Here is a 21,782-nt window from a genome sequence, read left to right on the forward strand (position 1 = left end):
ATGATTGAGACCCCGTACGAGGATCTGCTGAAAAAGGTCCTAGAGACCGGCACGCCCAAAGGCGATCGCACCGGCACCGGCACGCGCTCCATCTTTGGCGCGCAGCTGCACTATAACTTGGCCGAGTCCTTCCCGCTACTGACCACCAAGAAGGTCTATTTCCATGCGGTGTTGGGCGAGCTTTTGTGGTTCCTCAAAGGCGAGTCCAATATCAAGTTCCTGCAGGACAACAAGGTCCGCATCTGGAATGAGTGGGCGGATGACAACGGCGAACTGGGCCCGGTTTACGGCGTGCAGTGGCGCTCCTGGCCCACCCCGGACGGCCAGCACATCGACCAGATCCAGCAGGCGCTCGATACCCTCAAGAACAACCCGGATTCCCGCCGCAACTTGGTCTCCGCATGGAACGTCGCGGAGCTGGACAAAATGGCGCTGATGCCCTGCCACCTGCTCTTCCAGCTCTACGTGGCCGATGGCACCTTGTCCATGCAGGTCTACCAGCGCTCGGCCGATATGTTCCTCGGTGTGCCCTTTAATATCGCCTCCTACGCGGCGCTGACCCACATGTTTGCCCAGCAGGCCGGACTCAAGGTGGGCGAGCTCATCTGGACCGGCGGCGATTGCCATATTTATAACGACCACGTGGGGCAGGTCAAAGAGCAGCTTTCCCGCGAGCCGCGCCCGTACCCGCAGCTCAACCTCCACAAGGCGGAAGATATGTTCTCCTATGACTTCGCCGATTTTGAGATTGAGGGCTACGATCCCCACCCCACCATCAAGGCGCAGGTGTCCGTTTAATGTTGGGCGCGATCTGGGCACAGTCCTTGGACGGCATCATTGGCGATGGCGAGCAGATGCCCTGGCACGTGCCGGAGGATCTCAAGCATTTTAAAGAGGTGACCATGGGCGCGCCGGTCATCATGGGCCGCAAGACCTGGGAGTCCCTGAACCCCAAGTTCCGCCCACTTCCCGGACGCGAGAACTACGTGCTCTCCTCCCGCGTCCCCGGCCAGTGGTCCGCCGGCGCGCAGGTGCTTACCGCAATGCCCTCGCTTTCCGACGCCTGGGTTATCGGCGGCGGCCAAATCTACACCGCCACCTTGGACCAGGTTGATCGCATTGAAGTCACCCTCATGGGCGTCAATATCGGTAGCACCTACGGCGATAAGTCCATCTACGCCCCCGCCATCCCCGATGAGTTTGGGCTAGCCCACAGCACCGACTGGCTCACCTCCGCCAAGGGCCACCTAGCGCTGCCGGACAAAGAGGCCAGCGATCTTCCCATCAAGTACCGCTTTTTAACCTACGACCGAAAGGATGCAGCTTAATGACTGTACAAACCCCCGAAACCACCGCTGACGTCACCATCTTCTACGCCGACTGGTGCCCTTTCTGCGCCAAGCTCATCAAGAACCTGGACCGCACCGAAACCCCATACGCGCTTGTCGACGTCGAAGGTGACAACACCGACGACATCAACGCCTGGATCGAATCCGTCAACGACGGCAACCGCATCATCCCCACCGTCCTCTACTCCGACGGCACCCACGAGACCAACCCACCAGCCTCCTCCGTGCGCAATAAGCAGAAGGAATTGGCCGAAAGCTAACCCACACCCCAGCCATTTCGGGGCACCCCAGCCCCACTGCTATGATTAGCCAAGTTGCACCCGCAACCCTGCCCCAGTAGCTCAGGGGATAGAGCACGGCTCTCCTAAAGCCGGTGTCGGAAGTTCGAATCTTCTCTGGGGCACCACACAACGTCTCGAGGCATCGTTCCTATGCTGTCTCGAGACTTTTGACTTTTGTTCTTCGAATGGTGGGAGTGGCAAGAATTTCGTAATCTAGGCCCGTGAAACTTCTTCTCGCTTCATTCCTGCACCCAGAAATCGGCGACTACATTTCAGGGCGAGTGCTATATATCGATGATGCCGCTTCAGAGATGCGCCAAGCACCATTTGCACAGGCAGAACTAAAGGCAATTGGTGAGGCAGCAGAGACCTTAGTCCCTCTCACCCTATCGCAAACAAAATCAAGCGATCTTCAAAATGAAATTGCATCAGCCAACTGCATTTATGTCGCGAGCGGCGACGTGTTCCGCCTACTTGACGTACTGAAGAAAACGGGTACCGACCGTGTACTGACTGAGGCAGTAAAGCAGGGCAAGCTTTACGCTGGAAGTTCTGCAGGAGCAATTGTTGCCGGCCCATCAATTGAGCCGGCATCAATCATGGACGATTCCAAAACGGCTCCGCAGCTCACCGACTACACAGGGCTAAACTTCACTCCTCATGTCATTGTTCCTCATGCACAGGGAACCACTGGGCCCTATTCAATAGAGGTCATCAGTAAGACTGTCGAGACCTACGGCCGAGAATGGAACCTGTTGCTTTTGAGATATGGGCAAGCCCTCTTTATGGAAGATGAAAAGTCCATTCTCATCTAATCTGCGATGACAAACACGCCAAGCAGACCAGGAAAGTTCATTTTTCGCCTCAACTACCAGTACTTTCCTTGTGACCGAGCAGTTCCCTTAAAAATACTATGTAGGGACCATAAGGGTCATTTGTTTTGGTAAGCTCCCATCTCGCAGAGCCGACGTTGTGGCGCTTTGAGACAGTCTCACTCATTGTTGTTCACCTGCTGCCTGGGACTTAGCTTCTTCGGCCTCACTGAGGGCATTACCCAGTGCTGCAATGAACGCGATTAGACCCACCGTGATGAGGATGTGTCCAAGACCAGCGATACCAGAGATCATTGCAGACGATTCCTCTCCCAGTACGGTCAGGCATCCGTGCCAGATCATGACACCAACGGTAACGACCACACCGACGTTATAGAGCCAGAAGAACGCATTGAACTGACCGCGGCTGCGCGACAGACCAAAGACCTTCTCCAATACCAAGAAGATAAGGCTCATCATGAAACCGAGCGCTAGCAAGTGAGTGTGCGCCACGCTGAGCTGAGTGAACTCACCCGAGGGGAAATCATTGGCACGCGTGAATTCTCGATAGAACACTCCAGCGCCCAAGCCCAACAGGAGGTAGAAAATGGATGCCCAATACAAAGGTTTCATGGTCATTCTCCTTCCCAACCGCTGCCACGGCTGGATTAACGATGGATCAAATACTCTAAGGACTCATCTTTCTACATTCGGCCCCATTTTGAATCACAGGGCTGGTTGAAGCTGGAATCTACCAGTTGGTCGATCGATCTAGTGGCTATAAAACTATCGTTCTTTTTGGAAATTAATAAAGGCGAATATTTCTCGCTAAAACGGGTGCGATCCCCAAGACCAGACGATTTAGGAACGAACTATATTCCCCCAATCTCCGCCCCTCTTGACAGCCCTTTAACTCAGATGGTTAACATCGTTAACTAAAAAGGTTTGGACCTTCCGGTTTATCTATTTTCATCTTGAGGAATACGATTATGCCCAACATCGTCGACTCCACCACTAAAAGCAAAACTCAACCGATTTCCGGGACCCCCACGAACAAACGTCGAATTAGCGACGGATGGAAATTAGCTTTATGCTTGGTTTTGATTCTAGTTGGTGCAATCGGCTCCTCTTTAATCCAGACAAATGGCGGAAATATTCAGGTAACCGGACTTAAACTAGCGGGAAAATCCGGGGCCTCAGTTACCGCTGATCTGTTTCGTCCCAAAGACGCGTCGACCAACAACAAAGCTCCGATGGTCATTGTTTCTCCTGGGTTTCAGCGCACTAAAGAGACCCAAGTGTCTAACTCTCTCGAACTGGCCCGTCGTGGTTTTGTCACTTTAGTCGTGGATCCATACAACCAAGGAGAATCCAGCTCCCAAGACCCTAGCGATAATGATTCCGCGATTGTCACAGCCATCGACTACGTTACTGACCATCCCGAAACATTCGACTACGTGGATACAGAACGAATCGGGATCACCGGCCACTCCGCAGGGGGTAGCGCTGTACGAACTGCTGCAAACAAATATGGAAAAAAGACAGACGACGCCCTGAAAGATGCTATGAACCCCAAGAGCGAGGGCGGCACCACCATCACGGCTCAAGAAAGAAAACGCGCCGAGGATCAAGACAGAATCTCAGCAGTATTTATCTCGGGATGGCTACAGAACCTTGACGATAAGAAATTCGCTCATATCCACTCAAATATGGGACTCGGCTATGCCCGGTACGACGAAGGCGGATACCGAAATGTAAACGGAAATGGAGACCTCAGGAATGCTCCCGAGGCATTATCCATGGTCAACTCAGGCATGGACAACGATAATAAAGTAGACCACGTTGAGATTGGCCATGGGTACGGTGATGTCGACAAAGGCAATTACCGAATCGCATACAACGACAACACTCTTCACCCACTCCAACCGCTCACCCCGAGCGCAATCGGAAGCATCATTGACTTCTTTGATACGACTCTTGATGCACCAATCAAAATTGACTCGAGCCATCAAACTTGGTGGCTCAAGGAGATATTCAATTTGATCTCGATGATCGGTGCCTTCGCCATGCTGTTCCCCCTCACTCGAATACTTCTACGCACTCGGTTCTTTGCCCCTGTAGCCCAAGCGCTTCCCCGCGCTTCCAAAAAACCTCGAGGATCTGCTGCTATAAAATTCTGGGCGGTTTTCCTACTAACTGCGGCTATCGCCTATTTCACCTTTATGCCATTGGCAAATCTTTCGCAAGAATTCTTCGCCGACGCCGCCAACAAGGTCAACACATGGTTCTTCCCAGCCCGAATGGTAAATTCTGTCGTACTTTGGGCGCTCGTCAACGGAGTAGTGGGGCTCATCTCCTTCTACTTCACCCGCGACAAGGACACCTATCCTCAAAGCGAACGCGCTCAAGCATGGGGAATCACCATGAGCTGGAAAAGCTTCGGCCGAACAATTCTTTTAGCAACAGTCCTGCTGTTTATCTACTTTTCAATACTTTCAATTGTATACCTAGCCTTCCATAACGATTACCGATTCCTTGTGGTAGCTTCCCGCCCATTAACCCTTCGCTGGTTCCTACTCGCATGCGAATACGTCCCTGCTATGTTCATCTTCTATTTCGCCAATTCTTTACGCGCCGCCGTCAGCACTCGTTACAGTGATGTACCAAGGTGGCAGACTTATCTAATCGCCGCACTCGCTAATTCCTTCGGACTCGCAATGATATTCGTAGTCCAATATTCTGTTTTTGCAGCTACTGGTACTGTTCACTGGACCGACGATTGGCTTTATGTAAATATGCTCCAGTCCATTTTGCCCATGATGATCCTCTTGCCGATTATGAACAAGATGTTCTACGCCAATACCGGACGCGTATGGCTCGGGCCCTTGGTAATCGCACCATTGTTTATCACTATGTCCCTTGGCGGCAGCGTCGCCTATGTCCCAGGCTTGGCATAATGGTCAGATTCCACACTCAGAATTATGAACGAAATCTCCAAGCAATACGCCGTAGATCTCACCCGCCTCAAAACCGCCGTATACCGAGCTACCAATTCAGCAGGCGCCAGCATTGAATTTGGCAGTGGTGAAGGGCTCCTCTCCCCTGTTGAGCTCTTGCTTGCAGCGGTTGCAGGGTGCTCTGCGGTGGACGTGGACGTTGTAACGTCCCGGCGCGCGGAACCAAAGGCGTTTGACGTGCATGTCGAAGGTGACCGCGTAAACGAGGATGGGGCATCGCGCCTGTCGGAGGTTCGCGTGGGCTTTGATCTATCGTTCCCGGATACGCCGGAAGGCAACCAAGCGCGCAAGCTGGTGGACAATCTGATCCGCATCTCCCACGAGAAGGACTGCACGGTATCGCGCACGGTTGAGAACCCCACGCGAGTGATGTTTAGCAATGCCTCGAAATAGCGCTACGAAGTAAAAGTGCGACATGTGGTTTCGCTCCGGCTAGGACTCTAGACCTCCTGCTATGGTGCAATTGTTAACTATTGTGACAAATGTGATTACTGCAGGAGCTCAACATGTCACCATCATTCTCCCGGCGCGGCCTGTTTAAGGTTGGCGCTCTCGCCCTGACCGCAGGCGCTATCGGTTCTGCCGTTCCGAATGCGGCGGCACTCGGACCGGTGCGCGGCACTATCATTGATTTCTCTGCCGGTGTACCTTCCCCGCAGGCAATTAAGAATGCCGGCCACATGGGCGCTATTCGCTACGTCTCCGACAAGCGCCCTGACGCCGCGTGGATGACCGGCAAGCCGGTAACTCTCAAGGAGACCAAGGCCAATGCGGCAGCAGGCCTACCCACTGCGTCGGTGTACCAATTCGGCCGTGCGGAAACCGCCGATTGGAAGCAGGGCGCAGCAGGTGCAGCAGTCCATGCGCCGAAGGCGATTGCTTTACACAAGAAGGCAGGCGGCCCCACCAACCGACCGATCTACATCGCTATCGACGATAACCCCACCCGCGAGCAGTACACCCGCCAGATCCGCCCGTACCTGCAGGCGTTTTCCAAGACGCTGGAGCTGGCCGGCTACCAGACGGGTATCTACGGCAACTACAACACAATCGAGTGGGCGATCCAGGATGGCATCGGCAAGTACTTCTGGATGCATGACTGGGGTTCCAACGGCAAGATTCACCCGCGCACCACTATCCACCAGCTTCCACACGGCAAGCAACAGACCATTGATGGCGTCATTGTAGACGTCAACGAGGTCTACGCTGATGACTGGGGCCAGTGGACGCCAGGCAAGTCCGCGGCACCTGCACCGGCGAAGAAGCCGACCACTAAGAATCCACAGCCTAAGCCACAATCGCAGGCGCAGGCCCCAAGCAATGGCTCGTCAGATCTAGTTAATCAGCTGAGCTCACAGCTGCAGAGCAAGCACCCAGAGCTACCAGAGCTGCCACAGGTAACCGCAGATGGCGTAACCTTTCCCGGCAAAACGTTGAGCAATGATCAGATTCGCCAGCTGGCAAAGATCGTCGCAGAAACGGTTGCTAAGGCGCGGTAGTACTACTTCTTAGAAGGCTCGGAGGTTTTCTCCGAGCCTTTCTTTTTGTCTGCGGATTTCTTATCGGAGCTACCCTTTTCTTTCTTTGCAGAGTCCTTCTTTTCAGAGGTAGTGGGCTCCTTGGACGAGGCCTTGTCCTTCTCACCCTTGCCGGATTTCTCGTCCTTGTCCTTCTTACTGGAAGAAGTTGTAGAGGTCTCCGAGGTGGAGGTCTCGATCGGTGGGACGTCCTCGCCGTCTTTGTACTTAAGGAAGCGCTCGGTGGCCTTTCCCAGATTCTTTCCGGTCACCTCATCCTTGACGTACTCGGTGAGGTCATCGGATGAGCCGGTAATGGAGGCAGCGGCAACGAAGTTTTCTCCAAAGGAGACCGAGGAGTTAATGGACTTGTCATTGGACCAGCCCCACTTGCTGCCCACCACATTGGATAGCTTGGCGGTGCCATAATCTTGGCTGTATCCATCCTCAGAGATGGGATCGGCATGCGCCATAGCTACCAACACTGGGTGGGTTTCATCGCGATCGATAAGCTGCGAGATGAAGCTGGCGACGTCATACGTGGAGGTTTGCGAATAGCCCCACTGCTCGCCTGCTTTGGTGGATTCGAGGTTGAATTCATCGGCAATCGTATCGATGGAATCCGGATACTTATCAAAAAGCTCCTCGGCGGACTTATCGGAGGAGCTAGCAATCATATCCAGCGCCTCATATTTATCTTCGTACTCGCCTTTTTCCATGACGTAGGTCGCGATATAGAGCTTGATGAGGCTTAGCGCTGGGCGAGGCTCGTGCTCCGAGGAAGAGCCCATATGCATGCCATCATGCAGGCGGATATAGGAAATAGATCGGCCCTCATCGCCTTCTAGAAACTCGTTGATTTCCGGTGGGACGTCGTGGTTGGTGGCTGTGGCTTCCGAGGGGGCGTCGGCAAGCGCGCCGCTATCACGCTCGCTATTGCTGCACGCGGTGGCGGTCAAGGCGAGCATACATACGGCCAAAGCGGCACCAGCCTTTACTGATGCCGCCTTGCGGGTCAACGACGTTCTAAGCACGTCGATACATGTTACCGGTTGAGTGCACTATCCAAGCAATTAATGCTGGACGGGTGCCTCCACACCTACGCCGGTAAGCGAGCGCACCTCCATTTCTGCGGAAAGCTCCTCCAAATTATCTGGTTTGGTCATGATGGAAACCAGCCAGCCAACGAAGAAGGACAGCGGGATGGAGACTAGGCCCGGCGAGGAAAGCGGGAAGATTGCCCAGTCCGCGCCCGGGAACATGGAGGTCTCTGTCCCGGAGACCGCCGGGGAGAAGAAGATGAGGACTAGGCAAGACACTACGCCGGTGTACATGGAGGCAACCGCGCCCGCAGTATTGAACCGGCGCCAGTACAGGGAGTACAGGATGGTCGGCAGATTTGCAGATGCCGCCACCGCGAAAGCCAGGGAGACCAAGAAAGCCACGTTCTGGGTCATGGCCAGGATGCCCAGGATGATGGAAACAATACCGAGGACCACCACGGTGGCCTGAGAGACGCGGACCTGCTCGGCCTCGGTGGACTCACCATTGCGGATCACCGCGTGGTAAATATCGTGCGCAATGGATGCAGAGGCGGTAATCGCTAGGCCAGCAACCACGGCAAGTACGGTAGCGAAGGCCACGGCGGAAATGATCGCCATGAAGATGGACCCGCCAATTTCCAATGCGAGCAGCGGCGCTGCAGCATTGGCCCCACCCGGCGCAGCCAGAATACGGTCCGGGCCCACCAGCGCGGCCGCGCCGTAGCCCAAGATGAGGGTCATCAGGTAGAAGGCACCGATAATAACAATCGCCCAGGTAACGGAGCGGCGAGCCTCGGTGGCAGTGGGCACGGTGTAGAAGCGCATGAGCACGTGCGGCAGGCCGCCCACGCCAAGCACTAGGGAAATACCCAGGGAGATGAAATCCAACTTGGTCGCGGTGGTAGCACCGTACTGCAGGCCAGGCGCCATGATGTCCTTGGCCTCGTAGCCCTTTTCCTTGATGTGTTCTGAAGCAGCGTGCATATCGATGGCGTTTTTAAATAAGGCGCTAAAGCCACCGCGCAGGGCGATGAAGACCAAGAAACACATAATGACTACGCCGGCCACCAGCAGCACGGCCTTAATCATCTGCACGTAGGTGGTGCCCTTCATTCCGCCAACAAGGACGTAGACAATCATGAGCACGCCGACGATGCCCACGACAAGCGCCTGCCATTTGAACTCGTGGATATCCAACAGCACGGCCACTAGCGAGCCGGCGCCGGCCATCTGCGCAATGAGGTAGAAGAGCGTGACAAAAAGGGTGGCGATGGACGCCGCCACGCGCACCGGCTTCTGCTTCAATCGGAAGGACAAAACGTCCGCCATGGTGAAGCGACCAACGTTGCGCATTGGCTCGGCGACGAGCATGAGCGCTACCAGCCAAGCGACGAAAAAGCCCACGGAGTACAAGAAGCCGTCATAGCCGTTGAGTGCCACGGCGCCAACGATGCCCAGGAAGGACGCTGCGGAGAGGTAGTCACCCGAAATAGCCAAGCCGTTTTGGCGTCCCGAGAAACTACCGCCGCCGGTATAGAAGTCCGAAGCCTTCTTGGTGGTCTTGCCGGCGCGCAGTACCACCGCCATGGTCACGATGAGGAAGATGCCAAAGATGGAAATATTCAGGATGGGGTTGCCGGCAGAATACTCGGCGGCGAGGAGGGTGGTAGTCATTACATACCCTCCAGTTCTGCACGGATGGCGGCCGATTTTGGCTCGATATTCTTATTGGCATATTTCACGTAGACCCACGTGATTATAAAGGTGGTGAGGAACTGCGCTAGGCCGAAGACTAGGCCAATATTCCAGCCGCCGCCGAGCTCGGTCGCCATAAAACCTGGGGCAAATACCGCGGCGAGAACGTAGACGACGTACCACACAAAGAAGGCTACGGTCATGGGGAAGGTAAAACTCCGGTAGGTGCGGCGCAGCTCGCCAAACTCGGCGGAGTCGCGCATCGCGATGAACTCGCTGCCGGTGGGGTCACGGCGCGAGACAGGAGTTGCAGCTACGTCACTCATAGAGCATCGTCTCCTTGGGTGAGAGGAACTTAGGTCGCACGAGATAGTGTGTTACTTATCACTATTCACGTTGTCTTGTAAGTTACAGAACATTTTCTGCAAGTTTGTAAATCCTGCCAAGAAAACGTTCTTCTCCCCCACCCTTTTAACGCGATAGGCTTAGCTGAACTGGAATAACATTTTTAGCAAACTACCCCCGCCAGCGGCTTAAAATGCCGCTTGTAAAGGTTGTTAACAGCCAATTGGCAAAAGAAAAGCCCCCGTGAAGGGGGCTGGCGGCACAACGTTCTTACTCGTTGCCGGGGAACTCCCGTGGGTCATTAAACATGCGACCGAAGCCCTCTTGCCCCTCTAGGGTATCGATGGCGGAAACCTGTTCAGCCGTTAGCTCCAGCTCGGTGGCGGCGAGATTCTCCTTCAGGCGCTCGGTGTGCGCGGACTTCGGAATGACGGACATGCCTTTAGACATCAGGTAGGCCAGAACAACCTGACCCTCGGTCGCTTCGTGGTCAGCGGCAATATGCTCAATTTCCGGGTTATTGAGAACTACACCGCGAGCTAGCGGAGCCCACGCCTCAGTAACGATGTCATTATCGTGGTGGAAGGCGCGCAGGCCGGACTGAGTAAAGCCCGGATGGATCTCCACCTGGTTGAGCACCGGAGAAATACCGGTGGTGGAAATGAGATCCTTGAGCACATCCTCGTAGAAATTGGCCACTCCGATGGACGCAATCTGGCCCATGCCCTGCAGACGGGCAATAGCCTCAAAGGTCTCGTTGTACAGGCCGCCCTGCGGCCACGGCCAATGGATGAGGTAGAGGTCAAGATAGTCCAGCTGCAGGCCCTTCAGCGACTGCTGGAATGCCTCTTCCACCTTGTGTGCGCCCTGGTGGGAGTGCCAGACCTTGGAGGTAACAAAGAGCTCGTCGCGGGTAACATCGCCCGCATCCATCGCCTGTTTCAGCGCGGTGCCTACCGCCTCTTCATTCTTATACAGCGTGGCGGTATCGAAGTGGCGGTAGCCCAAGTCGATGGCTTCGCGGATAACGCGGATGCATTCATCGTCGTACAGCTTGTAGGTACCTAGGCCTAGCTGTGGCATTTCACGGTCATCATTGAAAGTTACGGTTGGCACAGTCATGCCCTCCATTGTGCCGCAGTTTTTCTCACCGCGCCGGAAATGACGAAACCCCAGGGCGAACCTGGGGTTTAGCGCTACTAGTCTGCGCGGATGAGGTCAATGATAAAGACCAAGGTGCGGCCGGACAGCGGGTGCGCGCCACCGGCGGGGCCGTAGGCCTTTTCCGGCGGGATGATGAGCTTGCGGCGACCGCCCACCTTCATTCCCGGAATGCCCTCCTGCCAGCCGGCGATGAGACCGGTCAGTGGGAACTCGATGGACTGGCCACGGTCCCACGAGGAATCGAATTCTTGGTTGGTCTCGTATTCAGCGCCGACGTAGTGGACCTCCACTACGGCACCAGGCTGCGCCTCAGCACCATCACCAACGACGATGTCTTCTACGACAAGGTCCGTAGGCGCCGGGCCAGACTGGGCTTCAATAACAGGCTTATCCATGGGGATTATTCTCCTTGGGAAATCGAGTTTATTCGTGCGGTCGCATTAAAAACCGAACCGAGCTGCACCTATTATAGGTGCTACCACCCGATTCGGCTTAATTAGGCAGACCGCGGAGCGCTTTAACGCTCGCTACGCGGGGTGACCTTACGCAGGGACTCGCCGGTGTAAATCTGGCGCGGACGGTTGATCTTGGTATTGATCTCCAGCTGCTCGCGGTACTGAGCAATCCAGCCCGGCAGGCGGCCGATGGCGAAGAGGACGGTAAAGAAGTCCGTCGGGAAGCCCATGGCGCGATAGATCAAGCCGGTGTAGAAGTCCACGTTCGGGTAAAGCTTGCGGGAGACAAAGTAATCATCGTTCAGCGCAATGTCTTCCAGCTTCATGGCCAGATCCAGCATTGGGTCGCCGCCCAAGTGCTCGATAATCTCGTGCGCGGTGTCCTTCACAATCGCCGCGCGTGGGTCGTAATTCTTGTACACGCGGTGGCCAAAGCCCATCAGGCGGACGCCCTTTTCCTTATTCTTCACGCGGTTCATGAAGTCGGTAGCGTCACCGTCGTGGTTATTCTGGATATCCTCCAGCATCTCCAGGACCGCCTGGTTTGCGCCGCCGTGCAGCGGGCCAGACAGGGCGTTGATGCCACCGGCAATGGAGACGAACATGTTGGCCTGGGCGGAACCAATCATGCGCACGGTGGAGGTGGAGCAGTTCTGCTCGTGGTCAGCGTGCAGGATGAGCAGCTTATCCAAGGCCTTGGCTACAACTGGGTCGACCTCGTACTCCTCGGTAGGATAGCCGAACATCATGCGCAGGAAGTTCTCGCGAGCGTTCAGGCTATTATCCGGGTACATATAGGGCTTACCCTGAGAGGCACGGTAGGCATAGGCGGCCAGCATTGGCACCTTAGCCAAGAGGCGGACGGTGGCCTTATCCAGCTGCTCGGGGTCTAGCGGATCAAGCTGATCTTGGTAGTAGGCGGAGAGAATATTAAGGGAGGAAGCCAGCACCGCCATCGGGTGCGCGTTGCGCGGGAAAATATTGAATGCGGCCTTGAAGTCCTCATCCAACAGGGTGTGGTGGCGGATTTCGCGGTTGAAGTGGCTAAGTTCTTCCTCGTTTGGCAGATGACCCTTAATTAGCAGGTAAGAAACCTCATTGAAGGTAGCGTTTTCTGCAAGGTCCGCAATATCGTAACCGCGGTGGCGCAGGATGCCCTCTTCTCCATTAATGAAGGTGATCTTGGACTCGGTGGAACCGGTAGAGGTGTAGCCGGGGTCAAAAGTAACGAGCCCAGTTTCGTTACGCAGCTTGGAGATATCAAAGCCAGAGTCACCTTCGGTGGACTGCTTGATATCCATCTCATACTCGCCGCCTGGATACTGGAGCACTACCTTGTTGTCTTCAGAAGCCACGGAAGTTCCTTTCTCTATGTGAGAGTCTTTATTAAGCACTAGCTTGAAGAAGCTAGCTAGATACCTCTTCACACTTTAGCAAACTTTGTGACGCCGCCTACAAGTTAACGCCTACTTAAATAACTGCCGTTCGACCGGAACTGTTCTACACTGTCACTCATGACCACACCAGAACTTAAGCTGCCCGCTAACCTCTTGCCTGCCGACGGCCGCTTTGGATGCGGCCCCTCCAAGGTTCGCTCCGCCCAGCTTGCGGCCATCAATCCTGCAGTCATGGGAACCTCACACCGCAAACCTGCGGTCAAGAACCTCGTTGGCTCCGTGCGAGAAGGGTTAAGCGATCTCTTTTCCCTACCAGATGGCTATGAGATCGTCCTATCCTTAGGCGGTGCCACCGCCTTTTGGAACGCAGCCGCATTCGGGCTCGTGGAACGCCAATCCGCCCACCTGACCTTTGGTGAATTTTCCACTAAGTTCGCCAAGGCCGTCGCGGCAGCACCATGGCTAGACGCCCCCTCCATCGTGGAATCCCCAGTGGGCACAGCCCCAAACCCACGTGATCTATCTGCGGAAGCAGATGTCGCCGCTTGGGCACATAATGAGACTTCTACCGGCGCGATGACGGAAATAGCCCGCCCCCACCCGCGCAATGATCAGCAGCTGGTGGTCGTAGATGCCACCTCCGGCGCGGGTGGCTTGCCGGTAAATATCTCCGATACGGACGTCTACTATTTCTCGCCGCAAAAGTGCTTTGCTTCCGATGGCGGCCTGTGGCTTGCCGCCATGTCCCCCGCCGCGCTGGAGCGGATTGAGAAGATAAACGCCTCTGAGCGCTACATCCCGCAATTCCTGAACCTGCAGACCGCAGTCGATAACTCACGGAAGAACCAGACCTATAACACCCCCGCCATCGCCACCCTGCTCATGCTGGATAATCAGATTCAATGGATGAATTCCAATGGCGGGCTCGACGGCATGGTTAAGCGCACCACGCAATCTTCCACCACCCTGTATGACTGGGCCGAGTCCCGCCCAGAGGCCGCGCCCTTCGTCACAGATCCTGCATCCCGTTCGCTAGTGGTGGGCACCATCGACTTCGCAGACTCCGTCGATGCGGCAGCACTCGCCGCAACCTTGCGCGCAAACGGCATCCTGGATGTGGAACCGTACCGCAAGCTGGGCCGCAATCAACTGCGCATCGGCATGTTCCCGGCCATTGACCCAGCCGATATTGCCAAACTTACCCAGTGCATTGATTACGTCTTAGACGCGAAATAGCGCATCACACCCAACATGCCCCGCCGCCTCGCAGGCCGCGGGGCTTTTTCGCGTTATAGTTGAATGCATCACAGATTTGTACGCCGTCGATAGGCAAAAGGAGCGCCCTATTATGCGCGAGCTGTTCCCAGTTGACAGCGAGTCGACCGAAACCTCTTTGGTGCTGCGCACCGAAGACGGCGAAGAGTTTTTCCTCCCCGTTACCGATGAGCTGCGTGAAGCCCTACAAGGCCAGCAGGAGGAAGCTCCCGCCGAAGAGCCGGCGGCCCCCGCCCTCAGCCTTGCTCAACCTGCTAAACCAGCCAAGGCGGAACCGGCGGAAGAGGAAGCCCCGATCCGCCCGGCGGAAATCCAAAACCGCATCCGCGCCGGAGCCTCCGCAGCCGAGCTGGCGGAAGAAATGGGCGTCACCGAATCCCGCATCGAGCCTTTCGCTTACCCGGTCATGCTAGAGCGCAACCGCATCGCAGAAATCGCCAAGCAGGCCCACCCAGTGCGCGAGGACGGCCCAGCCAAGCTCACCCTCTGGGAGGTGCTGGCCTCTGCCTTCGCTGCCCGCGGCCACTCGCTGTCCGAGTCCACTTGGGATGCCTATCGCTACCAGGGCGAGGCGTGGATCGTGCGCGTGACCTGGAAGGCTGGGCTCTCCGAAAACGAGGCCGAGTGGTACTTCAAGCAGTCCATGTCCTCCCCCGCCACGGTCGAGGCCCGCAACTCGGTGGCCGCAGATCTTACGGACCCAGACTTTGTGCAGCCGGTGCGTTCGCTGACCTCGCTGGGCAGCGGCCGCTACGACGAAGCGATCGACGGCGATCAACCTAGCAACGTCACCGACCTCACCGCGCCGACCACCCAGCCGGAAGAACCTGAGGAAGAAGAATTCCTGCAGAACCCTTCCGCTGAGGAAAAGCCCACCAAGCGCCGCCGCAAGGCCGTTACCCCGCATTGGGAGGACGTGCTGCTGGGCGTTCGCTCCAATACCAAACGCCCTAGGGACTAACCGTGGACATTTCTCACGCAGTACTCACTCTCTGGTACATCTCTCAGCCCAATGGGGAAGAGGTGTTGAAAACCGAACCCAAGGCAGACCGCGGCTTTGGCCGGAAGTTTCTCGCCCAGCTAGATCCCACTTTTCCGGTCACGCCGATTGGGCAATTCCCGCTCAACCGCTCCGCGCAGACGGATCCGAACGAGTACTACATTGGCGGCTACCCCGGCATCACCGTGGTGCAAACGGTGTGTGAAGGCGAGTCTGTCCTCCTCTCTCAGCTGCCGGACACGCTGCTCAACGCGGTGCCCGCCCAGCGGGTTATCGCGCTGGCAAGCAACGAGAAGGAAGGCTACGCCGGCTTTGCGCTCTGGGAGGGCGGCGAGCTCAAGCGCTGCCTCTGCGCTACCCGCGAGCACCTTTATGAGGACACCGGCCTGCCCGAACCTTTCGAGGCTCCTTATTGGGCGGGCGAAAAATACGAGCCGCTCGGCGGCATTTCCCTTCCCTTCGAGCCGCAGGGCATCATGCAGGCGGCACAGGAATACTGGCTCGGCATTGCGGTCGGGCACGATGGCCCTGATCTCGACGTCGTGGGCTACGCGGTCGATGGCCGCCCAGAGCCGAAAATCGACCCTCCGAAGCCCAAGCGGACCGTTGGCGAGCTATCAGCGCAGTCGGCCAATAAGCTGGGGCTCAACGATTACGACGACTACGAAGATCACAACGCCGAGCCGGAATCTACTGGCGAAGAGATCATCTCCACCGCCAAGCACTTGGGCTCGCTCATTGGAAACTGGAGCGCTCAGACATTCAGGTCGCTCAAGGAGCGTTGGCGCTCATAAAAGGCGATGGCGGCGGCCGTTGCCACGTTTAGTGAATCCGTACCAGGGGCCATCGGTATGCGTGCGCGCACATCGGTGGCCCTCATTGCATGTTCGGTAAGGCCAGGCCCCTCCGCGCCAACGAGCATGGCTACCTTATCCACGCCGCGCATGGCCTCTGCTAGGTGCACCGCTTGGGGGTTGGGGGTTAAGGAAATGAGGGTAAAGGAGGCGTCGGCAAGCGCCTGCAAGGAACGCTGCCACGTAGTAAACCCGCCTTCTAGATGGGCAAACGGCAAGCGCAGCACGTGCCCCATGGACACGCGGACCGAGCGCCGATAGAGCGGATCCGCCGCCCCTGATCCCAGCAGCACCGCATCCACGCCCATGCCGGCGGCGTGGCGGAAGATGGCACCAATATTCTCGTGATCGCCTACGCCCTCGAGCACGGCGATGGTCTTGGCGGATTCCAAAATTTCTCCCACCCGCGGCTCCGCGGCGCGATCCGCGGCGGCGACGAGCCCGCGGTGCATATCGAAGCCGGCAACCTCCGCCAGGGTCTCCCGGGAAACCTCGTAGATGGGGCACTCTGGCTCGCCGTACTCGGAAATATAGGCCTCCAGCTTCTTAGGAAAACCCACCAGGCAACGCATGGGAAACCGGGATTCGGCCAGCCGGGAGACCACCAGCGGGCCCTCTGCAATGACGAGACCCTCGCCGGATTTATCGGATTTGTTGAGGTTCCGAATATCGTCCAGGCGAGGGTCTGCGGGGTCAGTAATCAGCATGCCTTTAGGCTAGCCGATGGCATTGGAAATCGGATCCATGCCAAAGAAAATCACGAACAGGCCGGCCAATAGCCACATGATCCAGTGCACGTCCTTGGCCTTACCGGCAAAGGTAGACATGAGCGCGAAGGAGATGAAGCCCACGCCGATGCCGTTGGCAATGGAATAGGTAAACGGCATGGTCACAATGGTTAGGAAGGCTGGGATGGCGATTTCCATCTTGGTCCAGCGAATCTCCGTCAGCTGCGCGGCCATCATCACGCCGACGATGACGAGCACCGGAGAGGCGGCCTCGATAGGCACGATTTCATAGAGTGGGGTCAGGAACATCGCCGCGAGAAACAGCACACCGGTCATGAGGTTGGCTAGGCCGGTGCGGGCGCCATCGGCAATGCCGGCGGAGGAATCCGCAAAGACGGTATTAGAAGAAGCAGAGCCCAGGCCACCGGCCACTGCGCCAAAGCCTTCTACGACGAGGGCCTTTTTCATGTCGGGGAGGTTGCCGTCGGCGTCGACAAGCTTGCCTTGCTTGCCCAAGCCGGTCATGGTGCCCATCGCATCAAAGAAGTTGGTAAGCAGCAGGGTAAAAATCAGCAGAACCGTGGAGACCACGCCGATCTTGGTAACGGCCCCCACCAGGTTCACATCGCCCACGATGGACAGATCCGGCATACCACCCAGCGCCTCCGGCTTCACGGGCGCGGCCATGCCCCAATCCTCGGAGCCGGTAAACGCCTGCACGATGAACGCGATGACGGTGGTAAGGACGATGGCGATAAAGAGCCCGCCCGGCACGTTACGGATGACCATAAAGGAACAAATAATAAGGCCAATGACAAAGACCAGCGCCGGCCAGGTGGAAATCGATCCATTAATGCCCAGCCCCACCGGCACGGTGGTGTGCGCAGCGTCTGGCACGCGGGTGACAAAGCCGCCATCCACGAGGCCGATCATGGCGATGAACATGCCGATGCCCACGCCCATCGCCGCCTTCATGGACTGCGGGATGGCGTCAAAGACAGCGGTGCGGAAACCGGAGATGGCCAGCAGGACGATGATGATGCCCTCGATGACCACCAGACCCATCGATTCCTGCCAGGTCAGCCCGCTGGTGGCGACCATGCTCACGCCTACAAAAGTATTCATGCCTAAGCCTGCGGCCATGGCGAAGGGGTACTTGGCAATCGCGCCGAAAAGGATCGACATTACGCCCGCGACCAGCGCGGTGGCGGCGGCCACCTGCGGCACGCCCAGCGCGTAACCGTCCGCATCCTCAGTGGTGCCGAGGATGAGCGGGTTCAAGAGAATGATATAAGCCATGGCGAAGAACGAAACCGTTCCCGCGCGTAGCTCGGTTCCAATGGAGGAACCACGTTCAGAGATATGGAAATAGCGATCGAGAGTGGCTTTCAACGCCTGCGCCTTTCACGTACAGCGAGTCTTACGCCATAAGTGTGCTGCCTTACTCCTCGATTTCAAAATCCTGAAAAATGGGCTTTTCATCATCGAAGGCCACTTCCAGGTTCTTCTCTTCCCTCACCCGAGTCTGCGAATGCGCACCGCAGCCATAGCGCGAGTGCACCACTCGGCCATCCGCAGAGTATTCATTGGCGCATACGCCGTAGTTGTCCATCAGCTGCACATAAAACGCGCAGGTGCGGCATTGCAGTCGCGCCTTGGCCGCCATATCCGTATTCGGGCCGAACTCGGTGCGCCAGCGCTTCTTGGCATCTTCCAGGCCGGACGTGGATAGGTTATTGCCGTCCAAGCGGGAATCATCCGCGGCCGGTGGCATGAGGTCTCCCGGACCTAGATCACCTGGCCTTACGCGGTCCTCATAGGGAACCCACTCCGGCGGTTGCAGGGCCTCCCCACCCGGCACCAGCGCCACCTCGTTCACAGTGACGTAGCGCGATCCTTCCGCGCATGCGAGCACCGCCTGCCATTCCCAGCCGGGGTAACCGAGCATCTCTGCTTCAAAACGGTGGGTAGCAACGTTTCGGCCCATCCCGGCGACGCCGATATGCTTGCCGACGCCCCCTTCCCCCACCTCTTCCAACGCCTCGCGCGCAATGCGCACGGCGCGGGAATCGATCAACGGATTTGCTTTTCGCTTACTCACGCCCCTCATTATTCATTATGGGGAGCACGCGGTGGTACATATGGTGCATGTCGTTTCTTTCCCGTACCGCCTGCATTCTTCTGCCCTGCGCGCTCGTCGCTTGTTCCTCTTCCCCTGCAGAATCCGAAGTTGAGCACCTCTCCGTGGAGGTCCTGGGCACCGCTTCCCTACCAACCAATTCCTTTACTCAGGGGCTCGAAACCGATCCAGACGGCAATCTGCTCCTCGGCACCGGCCTATGGGGCGAATCGCGCCTTGAGCGCTTCTCCCCCGAAAGCGGCGAGACCTTGGCCGAAACGCCCCTGGATAGCCGCTACTTTGGTGAAGGAATTACCCAGGCCGGCGATGCCATCTGGCAGCTAACCTGGAAGTCCGGCCAGGCCTTGAAATACGACCAAGACCTGCATCAAACCGATACCGCCACCTATACCGGCGAAGGCTGGGGTCTGTGCAATACCGGCGAAGAGCTCCTCATGTCTGACGGCTCCGCTACCCTGCGACACATGGATCCGGAGACCTTTGCAGAGCGCTCCACGACCGAAGTCACCCTAGAGGGAAAACCGCTCGAAGACATCAACGAGCTGGAGTGCGTGGACGATAGCGTCTACGCCAATGTCTGGATGGATGACAATATCTACCGCATCGATCCTTCCACCGGCCGCGTGACCGCCGTGATCTCCACCGACGCGATTGATAAGTCCCGCTATACCAACCCAGATGACGTGCTCAACGGCATCGCACACATCAAAGACGATGAGTTCTGGCTTACCGGCAAGCGGTGGGAAGAACTCTTCCACGTTCGAGTAAGGTAAAGGCCCATGGCAACCCGTAAGGAAGCAAGGAAAAAGTCGCTGCTGCAGATCTTGGCCCTCATCGTGGTCGTGGCGGTCATCGTCGCCGCCGTAGTAATCTTCCAGAACTGGTGGAACCAGCGCCCGGGTCCTGATCCTCGCGACATTAAGGTTACCGCTGCCGTGGGGGATAATTCCATCGACGTCGCCCCCTATATCGCGTGCGAGCCCGGCTCCGAATGCCCAGAAGGCGAGGTCCCGAACCTCACGGTGGGAGAAAACGACACTCTCAAGCTGGATATCCCAGAAGAAATCTCCGATCACGAGTGGAAGATTCTTTCCATTTATGACGACCCCGCCGCTAATGATGAGACCGCACACGGCGCGAATGAGACTACTGAGGTATCAATCCCCGGCTCGGTAGAGCCCATCAAGGCCTCCACTGGCAAGCGCCCCCGCCTCAAGGTGGTAGAAATTTCCTCCATGATGATCGGCACCGATGACAACGGTGAAGAAACCCCCCTGGCCACCGTATGGTCGCTCACCACGATGACCGATAAAGAACGAGAAGCCTCCGCGGAGGAATCCACGAAGGCTTCTAATTAGCTATCCAAATCCTTCGCGATTGCGCGGAGGATTTCTGCTACCTGGCGCCCAGTCTTGCGCTCTGGGTAGCGGCCGGAATTGAGTACCGGCTGAATCTGTGACTCCAGCAAGGTCATTACATCAGAGACCATGCTGCCGAGCTCTTCCGGCTTGCGAGCCGGCGTACGGCGACGCGGCTTGTCCAGCACCTTGACCCGCAGCGCCTGCGGCCCGCGGCGGCCGGCCGCAAAATCGAAATCAATGCGCTGGCCGGGGAATAGTTCCTCTACTCCCTTAGGCAGCACGTTGCGGCCAACATAGACGTCTTCATCGCCTGGGTTGCTGACGAAACCGAAACCTTTCTCGGCGTCATACCACTTGACTTTGCCAATAGGCATAGGTACCCACCTCTTCTCTAGGGAAAGCTTCATTTTAGCCGCCTGGTCAAAACAACAGAAGTCACGACAATAATGCAACACACCCGTGTTACATGACACAGATCACATTTTGACACTCACCTGCACAAACACCCCTCAACTAACCACATTTGCCACATTTCTTTCCCATTTAGTGCCCATAACGTGACACTTTCGTTATAAACCGCTACTCTGTCCTCCAGACACTTAAGAGCCGTTAAGAAAGTTGCCCTCGCCCGCCCTTTCTTTTTGGTACATGATCTTTGCACTTAATGCGGGCACACAGAGAGGACTAACTACATGGGACGCCACTCCGCTAAGAATCGTATGGCCGCTAAGTTCACCGCCGGCACCGTTGCCTTCGGCGCCGCCGCTGCCATCATGGCACCGACCGCATCCGCTGCCCCAGATTCCGACTGGGACCGTCTGGCACAGTGCGAGGCCGGCGGCAACTGGCATATCAACACCGGCAACGGCTTCTACGGCGGACTGCAGTTCAACCCGCAGACCTGGCAGGCTAATGGTGGCGGCGAGTTCGCCGCTACCGCCGATCAGGCTTCCCGCGAGCAGCAGATTGTCGTTGCTGAGCGCGTGCTCGCATCCCAGGGCTGGGGCGCATGGCCGGCTTGCTCCGCTTCCCTCGGCCTGAACTCCGCTCCAACCCAGCGCACCGCTCCGTCCGCTGCACCTAAGGCTCCGGCCCAGGCACCGGCTCCGGTCAAGCAGGCTGCTTCCCAGAAGTCCGATGAGCTGGCTGTTGATGCCCTGTACAACACCATCAAGGACGCCGCTAACTCCTACGGCTTGGCACTTCCTCCGCAGTTCACGGAGCTGTACAAGGCTAACCGCCACGACTTCAACAACTTCTACTCTGCCAACCGCAACGTCATTGACCCGATTGCGCAGATGATTGAGAACATCACCCGCTAAGACATAGCGATAAAGGGCCCCTTGCAC

Annotated in this window: 24 protein-coding genes and 1 tRNA gene; 14 read left to right on the forward strand and 11 right to left on the reverse strand. The window is 57.0% G+C overall.

Features of this window, described 5'->3' with window-relative positions:
• From L8V01_RS05810 to L8V01_RS05830, 5 genes are all read left to right on the forward strand, one after another.
• On the forward strand, window positions 1-798 hold the full coding sequence (locus tag L8V01_RS05810; RefSeq protein WP_269946189.1) for a thymidylate synthase: 798 nt from the start codon (window positions 1-3) through the stop codon (window positions 796-798).
• A complete protein-coding gene (locus L8V01_RS05815; protein WP_269946190.1) occupies window positions 798-1,328 on the forward strand; it encodes a dihydrofolate reductase in 531 nt (176 codons plus the stop codon). The genes L8V01_RS05810 and L8V01_RS05815 overlap by 1 nt, the downstream gene beginning before the upstream one ends.
• Window positions 1,328-1,609 (forward strand): glutaredoxin domain-containing protein, encoded by a 282-nt coding sequence (locus tag L8V01_RS05820; protein ID WP_200436020.1) that lies wholly within the window; start codon window positions 1,328-1,330, stop codon window positions 1,607-1,609. The genes L8V01_RS05815 and L8V01_RS05820 overlap by 1 nt, the downstream gene beginning before the upstream one ends.
• Before the next feature lie 70 nt (window positions 1,610-1,679).
• Window positions 1,680-1,755: transfer RNA gene (locus L8V01_RS05825), tRNA-Arg, on the forward strand.
• 96 nt (window positions 1,756-1,851) lie between these two features.
• The gene (locus tag L8V01_RS05830; RefSeq protein WP_269946191.1) at window positions 1,852-2,445 is read left to right on the forward strand and encodes a Type 1 glutamine amidotransferase-like domain-containing protein; all 594 of its coding nucleotides are present in this window, start codon (window positions 1,852-1,854) and stop codon (window positions 2,443-2,445) included.
• 180 nt (window positions 2,446-2,625) lie between these two features.
• Here L8V01_RS05830 and L8V01_RS05835 read toward each other — a convergent pair whose 3' ends face one another.
• Window positions 2,626-3,075: a DUF2871 domain-containing protein gene (locus L8V01_RS05835; RefSeq protein WP_269946192.1), complete on the reverse strand. Its 450-nt coding sequence runs from the start codon at window positions 3,073-3,075 to the stop codon at window positions 2,626-2,628.
• Window positions 3,076-3,431: 356 nt separating this feature from the next.
• Between L8V01_RS05835 and L8V01_RS05840 the strand changes: the two genes are divergently transcribed.
• The 3 genes from L8V01_RS05840 (at window position 3,432) to L8V01_RS05850 (ending at window position 6,958) form a co-directional block, all read left to right on the forward strand.
• Window positions 3,432-5,399: an alpha/beta hydrolase gene (locus L8V01_RS05840; protein WP_269946193.1), complete on the forward strand. Its 1,968-nt coding sequence runs from the start codon at window positions 3,432-3,434 to the stop codon at window positions 5,397-5,399.
• A 24-nt stretch (window positions 5,400-5,423) separates the two neighbouring features.
• Entirely contained in the window at window positions 5,424-5,852 is a 429-nt protein-coding gene (locus tag L8V01_RS05845) for an OsmC family protein (protein ID WP_269946194.1), read from the forward strand.
• A gap of 113 nt (window positions 5,853-5,965) precedes the next feature.
• Window positions 5,966-6,958 carry a DUF1906 domain-containing protein gene (locus L8V01_RS05850; protein WP_269946195.1) on the forward strand — a complete coding sequence of 331 codons (993 nt, stop codon included), beginning with the start codon at window positions 5,966-5,968 and terminating at the stop codon, window positions 6,956-6,958.
• Between the two features lie 2 nt (window positions 6,959-6,960).
• On the opposite strand, the gene L8V01_RS05855 is transcribed toward L8V01_RS05850, so the two are convergent.
• The 6 genes from L8V01_RS05855 to L8V01_RS05880 form a co-directional block, all read right to left on the reverse strand.
• A complete protein-coding gene (locus L8V01_RS05855; protein ID WP_394371658.1) occupies window positions 6,961-7,956 on the reverse strand; it encodes a hypothetical protein in 996 nt (331 codons plus the stop codon).
• 93 nt (window positions 7,957-8,049) lie between these two features.
• Window positions 8,050-9,693: a solute symporter family protein gene (locus tag L8V01_RS05860; protein ID WP_269946197.1), complete on the reverse strand. Its 1,644-nt coding sequence runs from the start codon at window positions 9,691-9,693 to the stop codon at window positions 8,050-8,052.
• Window positions 9,693-10,040, reverse strand: a complete 348-nt coding sequence (locus L8V01_RS05865; protein ID WP_269946198.1) for a DUF485 domain-containing protein — start codon at window positions 10,038-10,040, stop codon at window positions 9,693-9,695. The genes L8V01_RS05860 and L8V01_RS05865 overlap by 1 nt, the downstream gene beginning before the upstream one ends.
• A 289-nt stretch (window positions 10,041-10,329) precedes the next feature.
• On the reverse strand, window positions 10,330-11,190 hold the full coding sequence (locus L8V01_RS05870) for an aldo/keto reductase (RefSeq protein WP_269946199.1): 861 nt from the start codon (window positions 11,188-11,190) through the stop codon (window positions 10,330-10,332).
• Between the two features lie 68 nt (window positions 11,191-11,258).
• Complete coding sequence (locus L8V01_RS05875) at window positions 11,259-11,618, reverse strand: FKBP-type peptidyl-prolyl cis-trans isomerase (RefSeq protein ID WP_005323855.1); 360 nt, start codon at window positions 11,616-11,618, stop codon at window positions 11,259-11,261.
• Between the two features lie 122 nt (window positions 11,619-11,740).
• Window positions 11,741-13,033: a citrate synthase gene (locus L8V01_RS05880; RefSeq protein ID WP_269946200.1), complete on the reverse strand. Its 1,293-nt coding sequence runs from the start codon at window positions 13,031-13,033 to the stop codon at window positions 11,741-11,743.
• A 159-nt stretch (window positions 13,034-13,192) separates the two neighbouring features.
• Here L8V01_RS05880 and serC point away from each other — a divergent pair, with 159 nt between their 5' ends.
• From serC to L8V01_RS05895, 3 genes are all read left to right on the forward strand, one after another.
• Window positions 13,193-14,311 (forward strand): phosphoserine transaminase, encoded by a 1,119-nt coding sequence (serC, locus tag L8V01_RS05885; protein ID WP_269946201.1) that lies wholly within the window; start codon window positions 13,193-13,195, stop codon window positions 14,309-14,311.
• A gap of 112 nt (window positions 14,312-14,423) precedes the next feature.
• Window positions 14,424-15,311, forward strand: coding sequence for a septation protein SepH (gene sepH, locus L8V01_RS05890; RefSeq protein WP_269946202.1), 888 nt, complete (start codon window positions 14,424-14,426; stop codon window positions 15,309-15,311).
• Window positions 15,312-15,313: 2 nt separating this feature from the next.
• Window positions 15,314-16,144, forward strand: a complete 831-nt coding sequence (locus tag L8V01_RS05895; RefSeq protein ID WP_269946203.1) for a DUF6928 family protein — start codon at window positions 15,314-15,316, stop codon at window positions 16,142-16,144.
• Here the strand turns inward: L8V01_RS05895 and L8V01_RS05900 are convergent.
• From L8V01_RS05900 to L8V01_RS05910, 3 genes are read right to left on the reverse strand one after another with little or no spacing between them, the layout of a single operon-like run.
• Window positions 16,105-16,911 (reverse strand): TrmH family RNA methyltransferase, encoded by an 807-nt coding sequence (locus tag L8V01_RS05900; protein ID WP_269946204.1) that lies wholly within the window; start codon window positions 16,909-16,911, stop codon window positions 16,105-16,107. The genes L8V01_RS05895 and L8V01_RS05900 overlap by 40 nt on opposite strands.
• Before the next feature lie 9 nt (window positions 16,912-16,920).
• A complete protein-coding gene (locus L8V01_RS05905; protein ID WP_269946205.1) occupies window positions 16,921-18,324 on the reverse strand; it encodes an NCS2 family permease in 1,404 nt (467 codons plus the stop codon).
• 49 nt (window positions 18,325-18,373) lie between these two features.
• Window positions 18,374-19,042: a DUF3027 domain-containing protein gene (locus L8V01_RS05910; RefSeq protein ID WP_269946206.1), complete on the reverse strand. Its 669-nt coding sequence runs from the start codon at window positions 19,040-19,042 to the stop codon at window positions 18,374-18,376.
• Between the two features lie 38 nt (window positions 19,043-19,080).
• On the opposite strand from L8V01_RS05910, the gene L8V01_RS05915 reads away from it, so the two are divergent.
• Both L8V01_RS05915 and L8V01_RS05920 read left to right on the forward strand, forming a co-directional pair.
• A complete protein-coding gene (locus L8V01_RS05915) occupies window positions 19,081-19,845 on the forward strand; it encodes a glutaminyl-peptide cyclotransferase (RefSeq protein WP_269946207.1) in 765 nt (254 codons plus the stop codon).
• A 6-nt stretch (window positions 19,846-19,851) separates the two neighbouring features.
• Window positions 19,852-20,430: a DUF2771 domain-containing protein gene (locus L8V01_RS05920; protein WP_269946208.1), complete on the forward strand. Its 579-nt coding sequence runs from the start codon at window positions 19,852-19,854 to the stop codon at window positions 20,428-20,430.
• Here L8V01_RS05920 and L8V01_RS05925 read toward each other — a convergent pair.
• A complete protein-coding gene (locus L8V01_RS05925; protein WP_005323875.1) occupies window positions 20,427-20,807 on the reverse strand; it encodes a cold-shock protein in 381 nt (126 codons plus the stop codon). The genes L8V01_RS05920 and L8V01_RS05925 overlap by 4 nt on opposite strands.
• A 318-nt stretch (window positions 20,808-21,125) precedes the next feature.
• On the opposite strand from L8V01_RS05925, the gene L8V01_RS05930 reads away from it, so the two are divergent.
• Window positions 21,126-21,755 (forward strand): resuscitation-promoting factor Rpf1 domain-containing protein, encoded by a 630-nt coding sequence (locus L8V01_RS05930; protein WP_269946209.1) that lies wholly within the window; start codon window positions 21,126-21,128, stop codon window positions 21,753-21,755.
• Window positions 21,756-21,782 lie beyond the last annotated feature (27 nt).

This window comes from Corynebacterium curieae (genome assembly GCF_027570035.1).
Classification (GTDB): domain Bacteria; phylum Actinomycetota; class Actinomycetes; order Mycobacteriales; family Mycobacteriaceae; genus Corynebacterium; species Corynebacterium curieae.